Origin of the sequence: Pseudomonas sp. DCA-1, assembly GCF_046523955.1 — a bacterium.
GTDB lineage: Bacteria > Pseudomonadota > Gammaproteobacteria > Pseudomonadales > Pseudomonadaceae > Aquipseudomonas > Aquipseudomonas putida_Y.
This window is the reverse complement of the sequence record NZ_CP169881.1, coordinates 5,806,228-5,825,476: the sequence shown is the minus strand read 5'-3', so window position 1 is coordinate 5,825,476 and position 19,249 is coordinate 5,806,228. Positions and strand designations below refer to the sequence as shown.

Below are 19,249 nucleotides of genomic sequence, written 5' to 3'. Positions count from 1 at the left end.
AAATCGACTATGGCGAAATGTGTGTCAACCCAAACGTAATTCGTCCATTTTTAACTAAAATGGTTAATTGTATTAATGCGCTATATCATATTTCCGATAATGACTTGTTATTGACATGCTCAACAAAAAAAGGTGAAATGCCTTGCAATTCCGCCGAACTCCAAGGACGCTTTCGATGCGCCACTCTTTTTCAGGGATCATTGTCAGGTACTTGTCTGATGAGGAGGAGCCCGTTAAGTACGGATCGCCAAAGTCACCGACAACGGCCATCCCTCAGGAAGACCACCAATCCCCATCTAATGTAGAGAATCGAATTAGATATAGGCTGGAGGCTATTAAAGCGCGGAAGGCGAAGGAGGTAGAGAAGCGCAAAAAAACAGGTGAGCTCTGGGAGAGAGAACTTGAAGATGAGTTGCATGTAAACTTGTGGGAAACCGGTCGTGATAGACTGTCTCCCTTCATGGATATCGGGCTTATGATCGGTAAGCGCGACGCTTACTCTGCGGTCGTGGTTGACTTTCCGTGGAAAGTAGAGTTAAAAGACGTAAGCGATCTTGGTTCTAGGCTGAATGGCGAAAAGAGCGTTGCTGCGATTTTTAATGAAGTCGTTCATTATGACGGATTTGGTGAAGGTAATTACGCCAATATAAGTTTTAGGCGAGATGGCGTCGACGAGAAGCCTTTTTCTTTAGTGCGTTTGAATACTCAGCTATTTACAGTCGAACCAATTTTTCTGAGCGACGAAAACGTATGTACTCGCTTGACAATCAGGCTGCCTAGTCGTCCGGCCGGTACATTGACAGAGGATCGTAGAGAGTCCGCTTACATCCGCTTCCGTGTTCGAAATATCCCTCCTACTGTGTACACGATGGATTTCATCCAAAAGGACCGGGCGTTGATCAGCTCCAATACGGAGACTCGGATCATTGATTTTAGGATAAATGTACGACGCGGTGTTCCAGAGGAGCTTCTCAGCGGTAATGATAAGTTGAGATTCCCAAAGTTTCAGAGAATCCACTGTTTTCTGACAACTATTCGAGATGAAGTATGCGTTTCTGATACTAAGGATTATAAGGGCTATCGGTCCCTTATGGACGAAGAGGTATGGAATGAATACATTCGCTTGGACAGTAGTGTGGGTATCTCTGAAGAAACGAGTGTTAAGAACTATTTGGGTTACCAGTGGACCGCTAGCAAGGAGGGTGAATCAGTCAAGGATTTAATCGTTCTTGGGCGCTTTTCAAAAGTTCGATCTGACTACCTTTCAATAGCGCGTTTTGTGACACTCGTTGTGATTTTTGGCGCGTCGGGAAGTGCGTTGTGGGACATCAGCACGACTTGTGTTGCTCTACCGGTACCCGCTGGCTGCGGGTGGAAGGCAATCTGTCTTTCGACATACCTGGTCATCGGTTTCTTTTTGATAGGTGCCCGGCCATTGTTTGAGCACTTGAAGAAAAAAGCTCTCAAGCGGTTAGGTCAAAGAAACTAACTTTCGAGAAAAATTTAAGTTGTTTTCTCTAATGGGCTCAGCTTCGATTAAGCCATTGAAACTGAGCTCGTCTTTCATGGGCCTATAATAATCATGATACTTTTTGGCCAATTCGAAGCCATAGTATTTGAATAATCTGCCGAAAACAGGTTTTTGCTCCTCAGCAATTGATAGCAAAGGCATGCTAGTGCCAAGAGTTTGGAACGAGCGCTCAAACAATTTCAATCCGACCCCAGTATTCTGAAATCTAGGCAAAACTCGTAAGCAGCACAACTTCTTCTCAAGACCATCATTCTTGACTATAGCCAGTCCAGACAAACTACCGCGGTTATGCTCAAGAAGAATGCTTCGCTCACCTGAGAGTAATCCAGGTATTACCTTGTAATCCAACCAAGCGTTGAAGCCAGGATAGTAACCTGAAAGATCGTGAAGATGAGCTATAATAACGGGCAGCACAAGGTCGTGCGCCCAAGGATTGGCGATCAAAAATTTCTGATCAACAGCTTTCAATGAGCTGGTGATCCAGTCTATATCCACCTCTCGCGACAGACTCATCATAATCAATCTATCCTTATCCGAGCTCCAGTTCTCGCTGCTGTTCGCCTTCGTTAGGTTTAATATAGCAGAAAGATTGCGGCGGGGAGATCCCCGCTCCAACTTCAGACAAATTTTTTGGGGATTCATACTGGTGAACAGCTCCAACCGCGATAGCAATCGCTAAATCCTTACCCTTGTAATAGCTGTCAAAATATTTTTTGTCGATGCCTGCCGAGTTTTTGGTCCGCTCCCAAATTTTCGAGGGTGAGTCGCTGTAAATTTTTAAAATCTCAAACTCACCGACTACCTTACCCACAGGTTTAGTAGCATATATAACTACGGTTTTAACGTCGGCATTGGTAAATGAGACCTTTCGGAACTCATATTTTTTCTCGCCGCTAAGAATTTTGCTGGCGTACTCAGGCTTGATGGATAATAAGACTTTCATTAATTTCACCTTCTTTTGCAATCCATCTTAGCTGTTTCTCTGTAAGCTGGGTGAAATCCCACCGAGTACGGGTGCTAATCAGGCATTCCTCGATAAGCCGCTTTCGAATAATTCTTCTTTTCAATGCGGCGTTATACGTAAATTTGATTATATATGATTTCTGCTTATTAGTAAAATAGTCTTTGAGTTGTTCGATAGTAAAGATGCTATAAGGTTTTGTGTATTTTATGAATTGAGATTCGTTTTTAAATGATCTTATCTGTCGTACCTCCTCCACAACGCCCAGTGACGAAACTACGGAACGATAATACGCTTTGCCTTTACCGTCATTTGTTCGATAGATAGCAACAACGTCCCCAGGTTTCAAGCTTTTAGTTCTGTTGATGCCGGAGATATACACCTTGTGTATGCTATTTGTGTGCGACACGTCCTCCAATATGTCGTGACTTTCTCCGTTCAAAATTGAGTCAGGTAAAAATGCTGAGTGATATTCTGGATAAATTGCAAGAAGATAAAAATTTCTATCGGTCAGCTCAAAGTGCGGAAAATCCTTAACCACGTCGCCAGTCACCAGGTGGAGGTCCCTAATGAGGACGTGCTCAGATCCATTTGCCGTAGTTTTAGTGGCGCGCTTTTCGAAACCGTAGCGTTCCAACAAGGCCATAAGGCCTGCATGCTTCTCGAAAACTGTGACATATATGTAGTCGACTTTATGGCTCATTGCATGGTCAAATATTTTTTTAATGAATCTTTCGCCAAGCTTTGTCCCATGAGCATTTATCTTAAGCGTACCTACTTTTAACGCTACGCCAGTTGGAAGGGGAGGGGTGATGCTAGAATCCGGGTTGGTCTCAAGTTTTAGATATAAAAAGCCATCCATCCTCTTACGGCTGTTGTGGAATACATAAGCCTCTTCACCAGTTGCCGCCTTCTTCGCATACCATGCGCAAAACTCACTATAATCTTCCTTTAGTGAGTCAAAAAATGGATCATCTCCATCTGTTTCTGAAAATTTTTTGTATTGCAATCCCTTCATCTGACACTCCTTTATCCATGTATTTTTAAGTGATGATTATTCTTTTTTAGTTAAATATGAGACTATGGCCTGATAATTTTTGTTGTTAAATATTTGTAGAGGTATGCCGGTTTCTTCATGGTAAGCGAGAGCATTATTTCTTTCTGCGTCCATAAGCTCCTTCAAGAGTGGCTCATCCCACTCCATTTTGTCTCGCGTTCTAAGGCGTAACTTTACTTCATGTGTGTCGGACTCAATCAAAATTATTTTATCAATATTTAATTTGCTGAAGACGTTCTTGGGTAGAATGGTTATTTTGGCTTCTGAGTCTATAAGCGCGAAGTGACCATCTAATATAATATTGCTATAGCATGTCTTTAGCTCGGCGACAGCTTCGATCAATATGCTTTGATTGCGCTCAATGTCCTTGGTTTTTTTGGAACTGTTCCAGGTTGCACTCCCTCGACGCGCTCGAATTAACTCACTTGCACTAACGCTTAGATAACCTAAATCTGCTGCCAACCGTGAGCATATGGTAGTTTTTCCAGATCCGTAAACGCCAGCTACAAATATGATCATAGGCACCTACATGGTGATGAAAGCGCAAGCAACATTAAAATATTAACTGCTGAAAGCGCTTGCTGGACGAGACTGCATAGGGTCGTCGAGATGCAGTCAGTCCTTTTTGGACACTACCAATGTGAGCTAGTGCTGTCTACGGCAAGGCTGCTATTACCTGCTTGGCGCCGGAGCGGCGGCAACCCAAACTCCGCGTTGGTCAAAGCGATGAAGCAGCTGCAGTGGTGTCGAAAATTTGTGTGCTCGGGCCGGCTCTGGCCACATATTGTTTGGTCCGCCCAATCTCGTGGGTCCGATCCGGCTCCTCATCGCTCAGGGGAGGGGCGCTCATTCATATTCGGCCCCACCGCTAGGCCATCACTTTAAAGCATGCTCCATTAGCTAAGGCCGCACTAGATCAAGCACGACAACAATGACACGTCCTTCTCGTGATGACTTACTTTCGGTAACAAGAAATTCCCGAAGCTCATCAGCCGTTTGAGGTGTGAGCGCGCCTTTTCCAGGGGGTTTAAGACGCTTATTCGGTGATTTTTGATCGCCAAACCAGAGAACGAGATAGATGCCGCGGCCTTCTGCTCGCCAATCCCGCGTGTAGAGCGCTTCAAGCTGCTTGTCTGCACCTCTCCAGAGTTCCGGGTGCCACTGCCCCTTCACTTCGATGGGCACTCGAAGTGTACCTGCAGAGCAAGCGATATCGACTTCTTTGTCTGCAGCAACGTGTGCCTCCGGATCAAACGTGATCGCTTTGGATCCTTGGCGAAGCAGCCCCAGCAAATGATCACGGCAACGCTCCTCCGCATAAGGAATACCATCGTCGTCATAGAACCCGCGCCACGATTCAGCATCGTCGCTCTTGACCTTCGCTTGGGCGATCAAGAGCTCTTCGAGTACCAACGCCTGCAGATCGGCTGCGGTCACTGGGCGAAGATTGCGCGCAATCGCATTTATCGCCTCAAGTGTAGGAGGGGCATAGACAGCTTCGACACGGATGCGTGATTGCTCGGCAATAACAATCTTGATCGTCTCAGTGTAACCGTCAGTTGGAGCGCTCCTCAAACGCGCCAGCGCAGCGACCGCATCTTCGCAGGTGTCATTTCCTAGGCGATGGATGAGGTGGGTCAAATAGTTGCTCGCGTCCCAAGGATTTGTATCGCCAGAGGTGGTCCCCATTGGACGGTCTACCTTCGGCCAGCGAGGGCGTAACGTAGCGATGATCCATTCAAGCTGCATAGGACTAAGATCGATGATAGCTTCGCCGAAGTGGCCAGCTGTGCGACTCCGCAAATGCCAGAGCAGCTCGGGCTCAATCGAAGAAGCGTTGAGCCGCGCTACAGTCGGCTCATAATCAACAATAAGGCCAATCGCATCCCAGTTTCGCCTTCTCTCATGGTCGGTTAGACCTAAGTGACCTGCCGCTGCACGGCGTAATGACTCGAATCGTCCTGAGCGAACAAGCCGATCGATCAATTCTGCTTCTGGTCCGATCGGCATATTTGGAAAGCGTTCTAACCATTCCGTAGCAAGCTCGACTGCAAGCTCAGCATGGCGCTCGTCTCGCACAAGTGAATAGAGGCCATCTACTGATGTACATCTAGCTTGAAGTTGAGGCTCATGGTAAAGCCGCATTGCATTGCCCCAAATGCCGCGAACCTGGACAGCGGTCTCTATCGCATCCCTTAAGCCAACAATCCCTGCTTGATCGTCGATGTGGGAGCGACGCAGTTCGAACAGTCCTGCCATAAGACGCTCATCAGAAAGGTCATCGAACCCTATACCTTTCCGAAAACGTTCGGCGAGTGCGGCGACGATAATGTAGGCAGCTTCATAGTACCGACCTTGTGCAAGGCTTTCCGCAATGTCGTGCGCCGTGGGATTGGCTGGTTTGAGTACCATGAAGGCTTCAAACCCTACATGCGCCACCTCCCCGATATCGTCTCCAAGCCATTGAGCGACGCGCTTGTGAGCTGGCACATCGTCTCCAATGTCATTAAACAGCTTGAGATAAGCTTTAGCAGGGGCGATGACAGTGCCGTAGTCGCCTGAGCGCATTTCATCGAGATGAAGCGCATAATCGTTTCGCTGTCGTGCGTGCGCAGCTGTTTGCTTTGCTCGGCGAGCGCGCTCCCTTTCATCTTGCTTGGTCTGCCACTCTGACAAAACCGGCGCAACAAGATTTTCGACCCACTCCATTAGCTCAGTGGAGTGCGCAGCGAAGCGTCTTGCGACTGCACGAACCTCAGAGCCATTCTGTTCGTCATGCGGAGTGAGCTGAACCAAATGGCGCCAACGTTCATCGCTGTGATCCGAGTGATCAAGCGTCTCGAGTAACGCAATCACATCAGCGGCGTTCGGCGCAAAAGCGGATGACCGCTCTCTCAACCGCCAGGCTAATTGCCAAAGATTGTGATGACTGGGTCGTTCGAGTAGTACATATCGCTGTACGGCCTGGCGTAAACGATCTTCGCGGCGTATGAGGATCTCGAGCTGCTGGCGAGATTCGCGGTGATATCCGGCGCTAGCATCAAATGGTTCTAGCCAAGACCAGAGCTTTTCGGCGGTGACGCCACCGGTTTCTACGCGACGTGCGGTCAGGTGATATGCCAAATCAGTTAAGACGTCATTTCCGGGACGGTCGTACCGCTTGCCAAGTGTTTCTGCTGCTACGGCTAAGCGGTCAAGTATCCCTTCAATCCTAGAGTCAGGAAGCCGCATTTTTAGGCCTAACAGTACCCCAATCGTACTGCTGTTATTGAGGGCGTGAGCGACCACTAGATCGACGATAAGTCTGTCGTCTACACGCTCGTAACCAATCTCATCAATCAGCTCGATGGCTAGTCGAGTCGAAAGTTCATCTTCATAGCCGTGTAGCGCGTGCAGGATAGTCGACCAATCATCCTCACCATCTATTTCGGAAAGAGCATCACCTGCGGCTCTCCGGATCGCGAAAATGATCTTTGGTTCGAGAATTATCCTTCGCAAATCAACTGTTAACTGTGAAGCAATCTTTTGACCTTTTACTGCTTCGAGCAGAAGGAGGCATAGACCAAATGGCGTGTCCGGCGCTGTAATCAGTCGCCGTATGTCTCCAATGAGCTCGGGTTGTGTGATGCCACGTAACGAATAAGGTTGCCAAGCCCGAAAACGAGGATTGTCGGTAGCCAGTACCTCTAGTGCGGCAAGTAGCGAGCGAGCCTGCTCGACGGTGAGATCGTCTGCATCACCATATTCGATCACGCCCATCGGATCAGTGGAGATTACCGCTTGAGCAAGAGCTGGCTCATGAGCAAGCCACGCATGAATGCCACGTAAACTTGCCGGCACGAGTCCATGGCTGTGAAACATTGAAAGCAGGCGCCTGCGTTTTTGCGGGGTGTCAGCCTGTTTCACGAGCCATTGAGCCCCGAGATATTCGCCGACACGACGATGCACATAGCCAAACCGATCGGCACCATCGGCTTTGAATAACCGTGTGCCAAGCATTTCCCCTATGAACTCTCCGTCAGGAAGGCGAGAAATATCGGCGAGCTGCACCTCGCCTTCAGCGGAGTTGGCTGCGGATGCTCGAACGATGACTTCGCTGCCAGTAAGAATCAAACCAGCAAAGGCAGCGCCTGCGGTGTCAAGACCTGTTTCTCGTGCGAGCTGGATGTGGGCCTTCGCATCCCGGTGCTCGACGCGCAAAACCTCAACTGCTCGACTGAAGAGCTCGCTACGTGTCTCCGGCAGCTTTCCCGATCCGGCGACAGTGGAGATGAGTTTGAGGGTCTGTGGATTGCCAAGTAGCCCGTTGAGCCCGCGCGCGTTGAAATGCTCGACCACCGTTCTGGCGCTCTCGACCCCAAGGGAGACACTTAGAAAGATTGTTGCATCATCTTCATCAAAGGGCTCTAGATGCAGCTCAAGCGGCTCCTCTGGATACTGCTCACGAATAGCCTCTATCCCAGTGGCGCTGCGCCAGTCCGCGACACGGCACGATAGCACGAAGTGCGGGTAGCCAAGTCTTCCAAGCTGGCGTAGCACTAAGTCCACCGCATCACCTTCTTGTTGAGCGTTTACCTCATCAAGTGCATCAATCACCAGCGTCTTGGCGTCGCCCAGTAGTGTTCTCGGGTCATGACGATTGATCAGTTGGCGAGCGGTGCAGCGTGCATAGCCGGGAGCGGTTGCAAGCCATTCGAGCAGATGTGACTTTCCCATTCCCGCTTCCCCGAGAATGAGAAGAGGTTCGTTCCGCTCATGCAGCTCGACTTGAGACAGCTTGGCTCGACCGTTTGGGATTTCGTACCAAAGCGTCCGTTCAACAATCTCGTGCACCGTCAAATTTGCACATTCACTCATGTCTTACCGACGCCTCATCCGGTGCCCAAGCCTGATTCTATCCTGCTGAGATTTAGGGTTGAAAGCTGCCATTCAGCGTGGTGTAACAGCTACCGAGCACCTGTTGATCAATGAGTAGTTCCGCCGCCAATACCTAGGGCTTTCATTTGATAATCGGTTACAGCTTGAAACAGAGACTCTGCAATCAAGCGTAACCTTTCCACTTCGACTGCGGGTGCGCCTGTTTCTTGAGCTACGTGATACCGCCGCATGGCATCAATTGCCTCGGTGTAGGCAGGATGATCGGGAAACAGAATTTTGGGCGGAATGGGCATTTGTGCTCCAGCGTCAGTGCATTGGTTCGGCCAGGCTGTCGGTTTCGATCAACTGGACATTCATCACCACGCTATCGAGAATTTTCGCCAGCAGTCAGAGCCGCGCAAGCCCATATCTAGAGCTTCTCGACGCTCCGTAGCGCTCGAAGGGCCTCGTAAAGCAGCGGCTCCACTGCCATTCAAGGTTCGCTTCTTACTCTTTTGTATAACGCTCTACTACGCCGCGGCGGAATTGAAAGCAGTATCGTAGTGATGGGGGCTGAGCTTTCTTGTACCTGCTCTGTGGCGTCAAGCGCGACGTGTTAACCACTTTTTTGATGTGTTAACCATAGTGCTTTACAGGTCAAAAAAGTGGTTAACAACCAGCGAGTCCAACCCCATGTTCGCATTGCCATCAGTTCTACGGGGAGGGCGGTTTTGGCTGGGAAAGGCTAGCACCAAGATCTAGCTGTTCGGCTTCCATCGCCACCTGCTTGAGCAAATCCGCTACCGATCGATTTTCCTTCAGAGCATAGCTACCTACTAAAAGTGTGACAGGGTGCACGGCTAGGACCGGAGCTATGGAGTCAAGCTTCTCAATCGTGGGTACGTACCTTCCTCTTTCCAGCGTACTGATATAGGTACGGCTGCTGACCGTTGCGAAATCCTCCTGCGTAAGCTTTCGCTTGACTCTCACCCATTGCAGTACCCGACCAAAGGCGCTTTTCAGTTCCACTTTGCATCTTCCGCAAAAGGAAAGATGAGGCACCCGCGAACAGTATATGACTACAATGTATGCTGTTCATTTGAGAGGACGCTGGAATGTTTATCACCAACCGATGGGCAGAGGTGGATCGCTCCCACGCCTGGCTGGCGGAGGATCAGCAGGCTTGGCACTTCGTAGAGCAACGGCTTTCATCGCCCTGGCTCCACATCACGGTTACGAGAGCCCGGGGAGAGGACACGTGTGTCGAAGTCTTCTTTCTGGAGGACATGCGGGGGCTTGAGCATTTCACTCGAATGGCCGCAGGCGGAACAGCTGCGCTATCCCTCCGAATTGTCACCCCTGGATGGATGAATGGTAGCGGGGGGTGGTCAATGGAGCCTCTGGAGGCTATCCATGAAAGCGAGGATGGCTTGCACAGGTGTTACACGGTTCAGAACGGCCGGCGCTATTGCCAGCCTAACAGCACCGATTGCCTGAGCCGGTGTGACTTCAAAGAGCTTTACCGACGAGAATAGGCCTCTTGCTAGGACGTGGCGTCGTCGAAGTACCGCCTAGGGTCAATAGCGTCCTCTGTCATGAGTTGTGCGGCTTTTACAATCGTCTGAATCAATCGATTATTCTCGACCTTCGCTTTTTCGAGCTGCGTTTCGAGAGCGAAAATCCTGGCATCTCTATCCTTTCGTCCTGCCTTTTTTACATCTAAGAGATATGAGTGGGTATCAGCATATAAAGCCCGGATTTCCTGATCCCTCCAGAGAGTTTGGCGACTGACAGCGGTTTTTTGAGCAAGCCCACCTTGTGTGAGCGGCCCCGTAATCCGACCCTCCTTATAATCAGCAAGAATAGACCTCGCAAGCTCCTTCCATTTTTTATCCTGCTTCACGATGACACCTATTTTGATTTTTATATGCATTTAAAGCTGCCTTGCAGCTCTTAACCATATCGCAAACAAACAACACATGCTGATCGAATTCATGGGTGCTGTCGAGTTCAGCCTCGATACTAGCTGTTATATCAATTCGGTTCTCAGAAATCACCTTCATAATTCGCTCATATTCTGTTAGTAAAGTCTCAATGGCGGCCTTTGCTTCTAGATCTTCTGGGTTGAGATGAAAGGATTTGCACCCCGCTTCCGTGCCGAACCCTCTGACGCACATGAGGCCTCTATCACAAGGGCTGATGTACAACTCACGTGAGCATCCGCCCCATGGTGTTAGATTTAAAATGCTCAGCTTCTGGATGATCATTTCTTCAATTAGAACATCAGCGACTTGCTCCTCCCGCCATCGGATGACTAATTTTCCCAAAAAGTCTTCGGGTGGGTGATCGGTCAAGTATAAAGATCTTACATATTCTGCCCGTTCTTTAGCCGTGCGATAGTCATAGTGACGGCTCTGGCGTGGCGTACGCCCCATCCAGAGGTCTACCGCTGTCTCAGAGGGGCCGGCGCGTAGGATGGCCGTGGTAACCCAGCGGCGGATCTGGTGGGGGGTGATGGAAAATATCTTCCCGTTCCGGTCCCTCAGATCAAGGCGTTGAAAAATCGTAGTTTTTGACGAATTGGTAGAAAGGTAGTTGTAAAGGTCCGCCCTGGAAAGCGGGCGCGGGATAATACCTTGCTGTGAGACCGTATTAAATTGGTTCTCCCAGATAACAATCAAATTGTCGCTGAGTTTGTTAGGGTGGCCCTTAGTCGTAAATTTTGCGCTATAAGGTGCTTCTTCTCCGTCATCGGGCATCGAAAATTGTTCGTCAAAGTGGCGTTGCAAATGGGATCTGTACCTTTTTTCTAGAGCCCGCTTGAATAATCTGATGTCTATGGCCAGAGAGGGAACCCCCGCTCCCATCCCTCTTCTAGACAGCATGAGTTTTCTAATGCGGGCCCACTCTCTTTTAATATCGAACAGCTGCACGTATGAGGGCAGGGCACCAGGCTTGAAGAGCCCGCATTTGACCATCCCCTTAAGAAATACTCGAAGCTCGTCATTAAACCACTTGCATTTATTTACCGACGATTTCGATGACTTGGTGTGAACCCCGATGTCTAGCACCGAAACGCTGTAGCGACTCTTTTTGTAACCATTCAGGTATTTAGACCAGTCCCACCTAAGTATTCGTTCGTCTATCCAAACCGCAAAGCGTGCTGCTGTTATTCTAGGAAGTTCAACGGCGCAGCCGTAATATCGCCCGCCGCTGCAAAGCTCTTTGGCTGATATCTCAAAGCAACTCGTTAATTCGTCAACAAAGTAGTGGTGCTCTACGGTTAGGTCCAGCGATGTGAGCTGATCTATAGCTCCGGGCTCTAATGGGTTTTTTTCTCGGTAGATGGTGAGTGCTTTATCTACAAAGGAGAAACCATTTGCTTCGATATCAAGGGCCCGCTCTCTTGCATCATGGCAAAATGCTTGTAAATATTCAAAGGCTTCTGTGAGTGGAGTGCTCCATAAATCTGCGACTGGTACGGCGGCTGGTATAAGATTTTTCTCAACAGGGACCCGCACGAAAGTTGTATGAGTATCATGGTCCTGAAAGAGGCAATTTTTCGGCAAGTTTGTGATTTCACCCACCCTCAAGCCGAGCGCCATGCCGAAACAAGTCGCTTCTAGACGTACTCTGTCGAAGCCATTGATTGGCTCAAGGCTTGGATCATTTTTTATAAGGCATCGGGCTTTCGCGATGCCCTCGTGTAAGTCAGGAGAGAATAGGGTTTCTTCTCTGTGTCTGAATTGTTCAGAGGTGAGCTCAAAGTTGCTGTGTGTCGGGTTAGGTACGCCAGTCTTCCACTTGATGAATCTATCAAGGAACCGAAGCGGTACCCCACTGTTGGTTATGCTGAAGTTGTTGAGGAAATTTAGAAAAGCCCTAAGGGCGTTCGCTCGATGATACACCGTGGCTTCAGAATGATCTTGCCTCATTGAGTCCACGGTGGTGTCAAAAACCTTGCGTGTTATGTCGCTCCATTTGATGTCAGAGTTAAGCATTACGGCTGAGAGCCTTCTGACCGCTGCCATTCGTCCGATGACCAAGGTGGCCGACGGACGCCTAAGCATTTCATGGGCTATGAAACAGCGAGCGAGCTTTCCCGTCACTGTCGGAAGAGCGGGTTGATCTTCATGTCGTTTTTGCACAGAGCCGAGTGACGTAAATGGGATATTACTCGATCTGTATTGCCATACCTTACCCTCAAAATCTCCGGACACGAGGCCACTCGATTTGAGGTCATTGAACTGTTGGCGTGCAAGCTCATAACGTTTATCAAGAACGACCATTGAAACGCTCAATTTTTCAGCTCCTTTACGGCGATAAGAACCGACTTGGCGCCGTGTATAGCTGCTTCGACTTGTTGGACCATGGCGCCACTAGAAGAGCTTCCCAGCATTTGTTTAAATCTAGTGATGTCAGCTAGAGCAGCTTCATGGTCTGCGTGGCGGCTGGGCCTGAATTTAGGGCACGCATAGCAAGTAACTGTAGGGTGAAAAGGGCATGGTTTTTTTGAGCTGCATAATCCCAAGCTGCTTATAGGTGATAATGCAGATCTGTCAGCAGTTTCCTCCATAAACTTTCCACACCACATTTTAACTGCTGCATTGATTTCCGGGCTCGCCATGTGAGTGGTGTTAATGAACTCTTGGAGTTCAAGGTTGTAGCGGAAATAATGCTTTATCGAGTTCAGATTTATATGGTCGAGAGCTTCCGCGACTTCGTCCGGAGACGCCCCAGAAAGGACCATGGAGGTTGCTTTGGTTCTGCGAAGCCGGTACGCGGAAATACGCATAAAAGATGCGCTTTCATTAGCGGTTTTGTGCGGGTCAAGTAACTGGAGTTCCCAAGTAAGCGATCTGAGCTCATAGCTCAAACGATGATTATCTTGATGTAGAGTAAAAGGAGTCAATTTGGGATTGGTTAGATACCGCAGGAGACGAGTTATAGATCTGAAAGGTGCAGGAAACAACGGAATTGGAAGTTCAGGGACGCTGATGCCATGCATTAAGCATAGCTTTTCAATTGCCCCTGATGCAGCCTTGCATTGGTGCTCGGCCAAAACGCACTGTTGCTGAACAGCTTCTGCCGTATCTTTGGAGATGTAGCGTTTCTTCAAATTACTGGGGTGCCTCCTAAGCCTTGAGCGTCGAATCCCTTTCACACTTGGCACCATGACGAAAGCTCCAATTTCGTCAATGCCAAAGTCTGTGATCTGCATAAGAGCCAGCTGGATTGGACGAATTCCCCAATCACGGCACAGGAGAAACATGGTCCGCTGGATGTGCGATACATGCTCACTTGTGGAAATATTCATTTCAATGTGCGTCAGCTGTACCCGAGTAAAGGGCCCGAAGTCATCGTCTCGCATCGTGACCAGGTGCTTGTTATCAAACGCCTTTACAGCCAACTGAGAAAGCTCAAGACTGTCATGCTCATTGAATCCTGAAATTTCTTCGTCTAGGCACCACCGATAGAAAACTCGGAGGGCAACTAACTCGTCATTACGACCGGACGTTTTCAGGTGGATGCATTCGCGTGCAGCAAAGGTTGAGAGTCGATCCCCAATGGTTTCTGCATCCTTGCCCGGAAACTGATGCGCGGCTAGTATTCGCTGCACCAGGATCAGCGGCCTAAGGTCAATATGGGTTTGGACTCGATCTATGAACCATCCTCTGAGAAGCCACTCCACAAACAGATTTTTGTGAAGCGGGTGGCCCCAGGCAATATTCATCGGACCGCACCCAATAATTTCAATGTTTAGATTTTCAAGCCATGCAGTATCGTTGCGAAGCGTTATGGTCTGACCAAAGGTAGATTGCACCCTGAAAGGAAAGTCGTCTGTCTCGATGCCGAATCTACTTTCGATTTTTGCGGTCAATTCAGTCGGCGAACTAATCATCAGTTTTCTCCGCCGGAAGTGTTCTGTCAGATATCCTAAGTATTTCTCCGAGGCGATCTGATATAGCTTGTCGAGAGTATTTTTGCATGCTATCGCTGTTCGGGCTCCATCCGCCCAGATACGCCAGGGCATCTGTTACATTGATGTTGGCAGCGCCGCTTTTTTCAAGTTTTTTGCGAGCTATATTTGCTCCTGTAGCTCTCAAACCATGCGGGTGAATCCGTGTTGAAAAAGTTGGCAGACCGAGGCTGGCTGCAACGGTACGAAGAATGGTGTTTACGGTTCGCGCAGACAACCGCCTTCCATCACGGGAACTCACGAATAGGGCTGTACAGGGTCTTTTAGGTTTGATCAGTTTGTGGCGATGATCGGAAATATATTCGTTCAGTATCGCGGCTACCGACGCGGTAATGGGGACTATCCGACCGCGTGTCTTGAGACTAGCCCCGTCCTGTCTCCGCTCCCTGTTGATATCGCTGGGACGCTTTATGCGAATGGTTGGAGAGGGCCCTAGATCAAGGTCGTCCAACTCAATCAGTACAACCTCGCCACGTCTGGCAAGTGTCTCCAGCATGACCAGAAACAGGCAGTAGTTGCGGACCTGAAGCTGTTCGTTGTGGAACGGATTTCTAAGGTCAGCTGGACGGAGTACGCCTTTGAATAACGCTTGACTCTCGGAATCAAGTGGGGTTGCAGGCATTGGCGGTTCTGATTGCCGCGCAATCTTGATGACCTTTTTTTGAAGATTTCGTAGGTTTTTGGCTTTATTTTTTTCCGCTTGGCTTTGCTCCAGTAGGCCTAGCCGGTTGAGCTCAACGTAGTGCTCGAAGGAAAAATCGATGAATGACTTGACTGCTTCAAGTCGACGGGTACAAGTCGATTGGCTCGCTGCCGCACCGCCTCTGGTGGAGCAGAGGCGCTCGGCCAGCGATGTCAGTTCCGTTGAACTGAACACCGCCAAGCGCTCAAGCTTCGTTTCCAGTGGGGAGTCCCGGCTGAGAGCCCACTCATACGCGATCGCAATGTCACGTAGGTAGTTCTCGACGGTGTTGAGACGCGATCTGTGAAGCAAATCCTCTGCCCAGAGGTTTGCTAGTATCACAGGAACCCCCTCCACCAGCAGATACGGCCTGAGGCCGCTGGAAGCAGTGCGGATCATTCGGATTTCGCAGCAAGGTACGTTCGGCATCGGTATCACCACCTCTGCAACGTTTTCGAACATATACCATAAGTGCCACAACCACCCTTCAGGGATCAGTGAACCGAGTCAGGACGATGTGCATTTGACCCTGTCGTTGAAGCGGGGGCTGGCGTTGATCGATGTGCGGGTGCTGGATCACATCATCATTGGTGATGGGGAGCCGTTGTCGATGGTCGAGCATGGGTGGATTGTGGCGTAGGTAGGTCAATGGGGTCAGGGGTAGCAGGCGCCTGTCTTGAGGTTTGTGGTGCCTGGGAGATCGAGCGCCGCCCGCGCGGCGCATCGCGAGCGAAGCTCGCTCCTACATCTGTTTCGGGCCAGTTATTCCTGGTAGAGAGACGCGCGGCGCCTTGGTGTCCACCTCGATATCGTGCCGGACAAACAAGGCGGTCGCGCACGCTGGCGCAGGCGTTACTGGCCCGAAACAGATGTAGGAGCGAGCTTCGCTCGCGATGCGCCGCGCGGGCGGCGCTCGATCTCCCAGGCGCCACAAACCTCAAGGCGGGCACCCCAGAACTTACTTGCTCACTGTCACCTTGCTGAAATCCAACCGCCCGAACGGGCTCACCTGGTACCCCTCGACGCCTTGGCGCAGCAAGGTCGCCGCCGTCGGGTGCGCCAGTGGCACCCACAGCGCCTGCTGCTGGATCAGTGTCTGCGCCTGCTGGTACAGCCGGCTGCGCACGCTCTGGTCGTTGGTGGTGCGCCCGGCGCTGATCAGCTGGTCGAGGCGGCTGTCGCAGAAGCGTGCGAAGTTGGTCCCTGACTCGACCGCCGCACAGGAAAACTGCGGGCTGAGGAAGTTGTCCGGATCGCCGTTGTCACCTGCCCAGCCCATGAACAGCAAGTCATGCTCGCCGGCCTTGGCGCGGCGGATAAGCTCGCCCCATTCGATCACGCGGATTTCTGCCTTGATACCAATCTTCGCCAGGTCGGCTTGCAGCATCTGCGCGCCAAGGCTGGGGTTGGGGTTGAGCAGGCTACCCGAGGGCCGGGTCCAGATGGTGGTACTGAAGCCTTCGGCCAGCCCGGCCTTGGCCAGCAAGGCTTTGGCTTTCTTCAGGTCCAGCGGGTAGCCAGGCAGGTCCTTGGCGTAGCTCCAGGTGTTGGGCGGATAGGGGCCGTTGGCCGCCACTGCAGAGTCTTCGAACACGGCCTTGAGGTAGGCCTGCTTGTCGAAGGCCAGGTTGATGGCCTGGCGCACTTCCGGCTTGTTCAGGGGTGGGTGCTGGCTGTTGATGGCGACGAAGGCAGTCATGAATGCCGGTGTAGTGGCCACCTTGAGATTACCGTCCTTGCCCGCTTCGGCAATGTCCAGCGGCTTGGGCGACAAGGCAACCTGGCACTCGCCACGCTTGAGCTTCTGCAGGCGAACGTTGGCATCGGTGGTGATGGCGAAGATCAGCGGGTCGACCGCCGGCTTGCCGGCGAAGTAGTCCGGGTTGGCGCGGTAGCGCACCACGGCGTCTTTCTGGAAACGCTGGAACACGAACGGCCCGGTACCGATCGGTTGGCTGTTCAGCTTCTCCGGCGTGCCGGCCTTCAGCAGTTTGTCGGCGTATTCGGCGGAGTAGATCGAGGCGAAGCCCATGCTCAGGGTGGCCAGGAAGGTGGCGTCCGGGTGGCTGAGGGTGAAGCGCACGGTGTTCGGCGCCGGTGCATCGATCGCCTTGATCAGGCTGCCCAGCTGCAGCGACTGGGCGTGCGGGTAGCCGCCCGGCGCAGTCTTGTGCCAGGCATGGGCCGGGTAGAGCATGCGCTGGAAGCTGAACAGCACATCGTCGGCATTCAGCTTGCGGCTTGGCTTGAAATAGGCGGTGCTGTGAAACTTCACGTCATCGCGCAGGGTGAAGTCATACACCAGGCCGTCGTCCGACACCGTCCAGCTGGTCGCCAGGCTGGGCACCACCTTGCCTTGCGCCGCGTCGAACTCCACCAGGCGGTTCATCAGCACGTCGGCGGTGGCGTTGGTGGTGGTGAGCGAATTGTACTGCACCACGTCGAAGCCTTCGGGGCTGGCCTCGCTGCAAACACTCAGCGGAGCGGCCTGGGCAACGCCGGCGGCGAACAGGGAGGTGAACAATAAGGAAAGTGCGGCGGCACGCATGGTGGCTCCTTGGCTGTCAGTGGCCCATCTGCCAGTGCAGTCTGGAAAAAGCCTACCCTAGTGCGCCCGCCGGCAAATGACCACACCCTTTTTTGCAAATCTTGCGACGAGCGGTCGACGACTGGCGGGGCCTGCCGCTATGCTGGCCCGGCGCGTTCTGGAGTGCGGCAATGTGCATCTACTGTTGTTGCAGCCAAGTCTTTCTGGTATAAAGCAGCGCTCTTTTCTAGGGGCTCGGCCTGTCGCATAAGCGGATCCGGTCGATAAGACCTCCAGAATCACGGCGCCCAGGCGCCAAAGACTGAGAGATTAAGCGGCCAACCCATGCCGGGTTGGGCATGTGGTTTTAGAGGGCTGAGTCATGTCGAGAGTCTGTCAAGTTACTGGTAAGGGTCCAGTAACCGGGAACAACATTTCCCACGCAAACAACAAAACCCGTCGTCGTTTCCTGCCGAACCTGCAGCACCACCGTTTCTGGGTTGAATCCGAGAAGCGTTTCGTGCGTCTGCGCGTTTCCGCCAAAGGCATGCGTATCATCGACAAGCGCGGCATCGACGCCGTTCTGGTTGACATCCGTAAAGCTGGCGCCAAGGTTTAAGGGAGAGCATCATGCGTGAATTGATCCGTCTGGTTTCGAGTGCCGGTACCGGCCACTTCTACACCACCGACAAGAACAAGCGCACCACCCCGGACAAAATCGAGATCAAGAAATATGATCCGGTTGTTCGCAAGCACGTGGTGTACAAGGAAGCCAAGATCAAGTAATTGATCGGCGACCTGAAAAAAACCCGCATCCGAAAGGAGGCGGGTTTTTTTATGTCTGCTGCGGGGTCAATTGAAGTCGAAACCCTGGATCAGTAGGTCGGCGCCGGCCCTGATCTGGATGCGCTCGACGTCGTACTCGCGGGTGGACATCTCGTTGGGGCCAACTACCCGGGGGCGGCCGGTGAGGGTGCGGATGGTGTCTTTGAGCGCTGGCGCGTAAGGGGTGCCGACCAGGTGGGCAAGGGTTCGCAGCACTTCTTCGTTGGTCATGGTGTTCTTCCTGATGAAGTTGGATGGCCCGACATGGGCAGGGCCATCCTCACGCATGCCTGCAGACTGCCTGCGCTACATAGATACTTCTGCGGTTACTTCTGCTCGAACATCACATAGATCTTGCGGCACGGCTCCAGCACTTCCCAGGTGCCTTTGAAGCCGGCGGGGATGACAAACCGATCGCCGGCACGCAAGGTTTTCGACCCGCCGTCCTGGTCGCGCAGCACCGAAACTCCATGGATGATCTCGCAGTATTCGTGCTCGGTGTAATTCACCACCCATTGGCCCACCTCACCTTCCCATACGCCGGCGGCAAACTGCCCGCACGGGCTGGAATAATGGTTGTAGACCGCCTGGTCCGGCTCGCCCTTGAGAATTTTCTCTGCAGCCGGGCGGTAGCGTTCGGCTTCGGTGATGACCTGCGCGAAGTCGATGATGCTGTCAATACTCATGGTTCGGCTCCTGTTGTTGTTTAATAAAATGAACATCAGTAGGCTTTTGAGCCTCCCGTGTCAAATATATTGATAGTTTACACCGGCTGGTTTAGGGTATCGCTTGCCAGTGTGCGCTCGGCGCACGGCCAGAATTCTGACAA

General features: G+C 51.5%; 17 protein-coding genes and 1 pseudogene. 4 read left to right on the top strand and 14 right to left on the bottom strand.

The window, feature by feature from the left end; translation table 11 throughout:
- Positions 1 to 175: 175 nt before the first annotated feature.
- On the top strand, positions 176 to 1,489 hold the full coding sequence (locus ACE4QZ_RS27250) for a hypothetical protein (RefSeq protein WP_410480269.1): 1,314 nt from the start codon (positions 176 to 178) through the stop codon (positions 1,487 to 1,489).
- On the opposite strand, the gene ACE4QZ_RS27245 is transcribed toward ACE4QZ_RS27250, so the two are convergent.
- The 11 genes from ACE4QZ_RS27245 to ACE4QZ_RS27195 all read right to left on the bottom strand — a co-directional run bounded on the left by ACE4QZ_RS27245 (position 1,472) and on the right by ACE4QZ_RS27195 (position 15,530).
- Positions 1,472 to 2,047, bottom strand: a complete 576-nt coding sequence (locus ACE4QZ_RS27245; RefSeq protein WP_410480268.1) for a GNAT family N-acetyltransferase — start codon at positions 2,045 to 2,047, stop codon at positions 1,472 to 1,474. The two genes, ACE4QZ_RS27250 and ACE4QZ_RS27245, sit on opposite strands and share 18 nt — an antisense overlap.
- 13 nt (positions 2,048 to 2,060) lie before the next feature.
- The gene (locus tag ACE4QZ_RS27240) at positions 2,061 to 2,474 is read right to left on the bottom strand and encodes an ASCH domain-containing protein (RefSeq protein ID WP_410480267.1); all 414 of its coding nucleotides are present in this window, start codon (positions 2,472 to 2,474) and stop codon (positions 2,061 to 2,063) included.
- Complete coding sequence (locus tag ACE4QZ_RS27235; RefSeq protein ID WP_410480266.1) at positions 2,446 to 3,510, bottom strand: N-acetyltransferase; 1,065 nt, start codon at positions 3,508 to 3,510, stop codon at positions 2,446 to 2,448. The genes ACE4QZ_RS27240 and ACE4QZ_RS27235 overlap by 29 nt, the downstream gene beginning before the upstream one ends.
- A 36-nt stretch (positions 3,511 to 3,546) precedes the next feature.
- Positions 3,547 to 4,068, bottom strand: coding sequence for an ATP-binding protein (locus tag ACE4QZ_RS27230; protein WP_410480265.1), 522 nt, complete (start codon positions 4,066 to 4,068; stop codon positions 3,547 to 3,549).
- 381 nt (positions 4,069 to 4,449) lie between these two features.
- The gene (locus ACE4QZ_RS27225; RefSeq protein WP_410480264.1) at positions 4,450 to 8,406 is read right to left on the bottom strand and encodes an NACHT domain-containing protein; all 3,957 of its coding nucleotides are present in this window, start codon (positions 8,404 to 8,406) and stop codon (positions 4,450 to 4,452) included.
- A gap of 107 nt (positions 8,407 to 8,513) precedes the next feature.
- Positions 8,514 to 8,720, bottom strand: coding sequence for a hypothetical protein (locus tag ACE4QZ_RS27220; RefSeq protein ID WP_373939458.1), 207 nt, complete (start codon positions 8,718 to 8,720; stop codon positions 8,514 to 8,516).
- Between the two features lie 400 nt (positions 8,721 to 9,120).
- Positions 9,121 to 9,396 (bottom strand): helix-turn-helix domain-containing protein, encoded by a 276-nt coding sequence (locus ACE4QZ_RS27215; RefSeq protein WP_392472869.1) that lies wholly within the window; start codon positions 9,394 to 9,396, stop codon positions 9,121 to 9,123.
- A gap of 553 nt (positions 9,397 to 9,949) precedes the next feature.
- Positions 9,950 to 10,309 carry a hypothetical protein gene (locus ACE4QZ_RS27210; RefSeq protein ID WP_373939460.1) on the bottom strand — a complete coding sequence of 120 codons (360 nt, stop codon included), beginning with the start codon at positions 10,307 to 10,309 and terminating at the stop codon, positions 9,950 to 9,952.
- Entirely contained in the window at positions 10,296 to 12,707 is a 2,412-nt protein-coding gene (locus tag ACE4QZ_RS27205) for a hypothetical protein (RefSeq protein ID WP_410480263.1), read from the bottom strand. The genes ACE4QZ_RS27210 and ACE4QZ_RS27205 overlap by 14 nt, the downstream gene beginning before the upstream one ends.
- Complete coding sequence (locus tag ACE4QZ_RS27200; RefSeq protein ID WP_410480262.1) at positions 12,704 to 14,308, bottom strand: site-specific integrase; 1,605 nt, start codon at positions 14,306 to 14,308, stop codon at positions 12,704 to 12,706. Before ACE4QZ_RS27200 ends, ACE4QZ_RS27205 begins: the two co-directional genes overlap by 4 nt.
- Positions 14,301 to 15,530 (bottom strand): tyrosine-type recombinase/integrase, encoded by a 1,230-nt coding sequence (locus tag ACE4QZ_RS27195; protein WP_410480261.1) that lies wholly within the window; start codon positions 15,528 to 15,530, stop codon positions 14,301 to 14,303. The genes ACE4QZ_RS27200 and ACE4QZ_RS27195 overlap by 8 nt, the downstream gene beginning before the upstream one ends.
- Before the next feature lie 13 nt (positions 15,531 to 15,543).
- Between ACE4QZ_RS27195 and ACE4QZ_RS27190 the strand changes: the two are divergent.
- A pseudogene (locus ACE4QZ_RS27190) lies at positions 15,544 to 15,708 on the top strand (JAB domain-containing protein); the annotation flags it as partial.
- A gap of 318 nt (positions 15,709 to 16,026) precedes the next feature.
- Here the strand turns inward: ACE4QZ_RS27190 and ACE4QZ_RS27185 are convergent.
- Positions 16,027 to 17,616 (bottom strand): ABC transporter substrate-binding protein, encoded by a 1,590-nt coding sequence (locus ACE4QZ_RS27185; RefSeq protein WP_021785240.1) that lies wholly within the window; start codon positions 17,614 to 17,616, stop codon positions 16,027 to 16,029.
- Positions 17,617 to 17,977: 361 nt separating this feature from the next.
- Between ACE4QZ_RS27185 and rpmB the strand changes: the two genes are divergently transcribed.
- Positions 17,978 to 18,214, top strand: a complete 237-nt coding sequence (gene rpmB, locus ACE4QZ_RS27180) for a 50S ribosomal protein L28 (RefSeq protein WP_003253504.1) — start codon at positions 17,978 to 17,980, stop codon at positions 18,212 to 18,214.
- Between the two features lie 11 nt (positions 18,215 to 18,225).
- Positions 18,226 to 18,381 (top strand): 50S ribosomal protein L33, encoded by a 156-nt coding sequence (gene rpmG, locus ACE4QZ_RS27175; protein ID WP_003253507.1) that lies wholly within the window; start codon positions 18,226 to 18,228, stop codon positions 18,379 to 18,381.
- Between the two features lie 66 nt (positions 18,382 to 18,447).
- Here rpmG and ACE4QZ_RS27170 read toward each other — a convergent pair whose 3' ends face one another.
- Together ACE4QZ_RS27170 and ACE4QZ_RS27165 are read right to left on the bottom strand one after the other, a co-directional pair.
- Positions 18,448 to 18,651 carry a hypothetical protein gene (locus ACE4QZ_RS27170; RefSeq protein ID WP_021785239.1) on the bottom strand — a complete coding sequence of 68 codons (204 nt, stop codon included), beginning with the start codon at positions 18,649 to 18,651 and terminating at the stop codon, positions 18,448 to 18,450.
- Between the two features lie 95 nt (positions 18,652 to 18,746).
- Complete coding sequence (locus tag ACE4QZ_RS27165) at positions 18,747 to 19,106, bottom strand: cupin domain-containing protein (protein ID WP_021785238.1); 360 nt, start codon at positions 19,104 to 19,106, stop codon at positions 18,747 to 18,749.
- Positions 19,107 to 19,249: the final 143 nt, after the last annotated feature.

Bases quoted from the DNA above. Each gene is read 5' to 3' on its own strand.
- rpmB (WP_003253504.1), top strand. From the start codon at position 17,978: ATGTCGAGAGTCTGTCAAGTTACTGGTAAGGGTCCAGTAACCGGGAAC.
- ACE4QZ_RS27170 (WP_021785239.1), bottom strand. From the start codon at position 18,651: ATGACCAACGAAGAAGTGCTGCGAACCCTTGCCCACCTGGTCGGCACC.
- ACE4QZ_RS27230 (WP_410480265.1), bottom strand. From the start codon at position 4,068: ATGATCATATTTGTAGCTGGCGTTTACGGATCTGGAAAAACTACCATA.
- ACE4QZ_RS27165 (WP_021785238.1), bottom strand. From the start codon at position 19,106: ATGAGTATTGACAGCATCATCGACTTCGCGCAGGTCATCACCGAAGCC.
- ACE4QZ_RS27245 (WP_410480268.1), bottom strand. From the start codon at position 2,047: ATGATGAGTCTGTCGCGAGAGGTGGATATAGACTGGATCACCAGCTCA.
- ACE4QZ_RS27235 (WP_410480266.1), bottom strand. From the start codon at position 3,510: ATGAAGGGATTGCAATACAAAAAATTTTCAGAAACAGATGGAGATGAT.
- ACE4QZ_RS27200 (WP_410480262.1), bottom strand. From the start codon at position 14,308: ATGATTAGTTCGCCGACTGAATTGACCGCAAAAATCGAAAGTAGATTC.
- ACE4QZ_RS27250 (WP_410480269.1), top strand. From the start codon at position 176: ATGCGCCACTCTTTTTCAGGGATCATTGTCAGGTACTTGTCTGATGAG.
- ACE4QZ_RS27220 (WP_373939458.1), bottom strand. From the start codon at position 8,720: ATGCCCATTCCGCCCAAAATTCTGTTTCCCGATCATCCTGCCTACACC.
- rpmG (WP_003253507.1), top strand. From the start codon at position 18,226: ATGCGTGAATTGATCCGTCTGGTTTCGAGTGCCGGTACCGGCCACTTC.
- ACE4QZ_RS27225 (WP_410480264.1), bottom strand. From the start codon at position 8,406: ATGAGTGAATGTGCAAATTTGACGGTGCACGAGATTGTTGAACGGACG.
- ACE4QZ_RS27185 (WP_021785240.1), bottom strand. From the start codon at position 17,616: ATGCGTGCCGCCGCACTTTCCTTATTGTTCACCTCCCTGTTCGCCGCC.
- ACE4QZ_RS27240 (WP_410480267.1), bottom strand. From the start codon at position 2,474: ATGAAAGTCTTATTATCCATCAAGCCTGAGTACGCCAGCAAAATTCTT.
- ACE4QZ_RS27195 (WP_410480261.1), bottom strand. From the start codon at position 15,530: ATGTTCGAAAACGTTGCAGAGGTGGTGATACCGATGCCGAACGTACCT.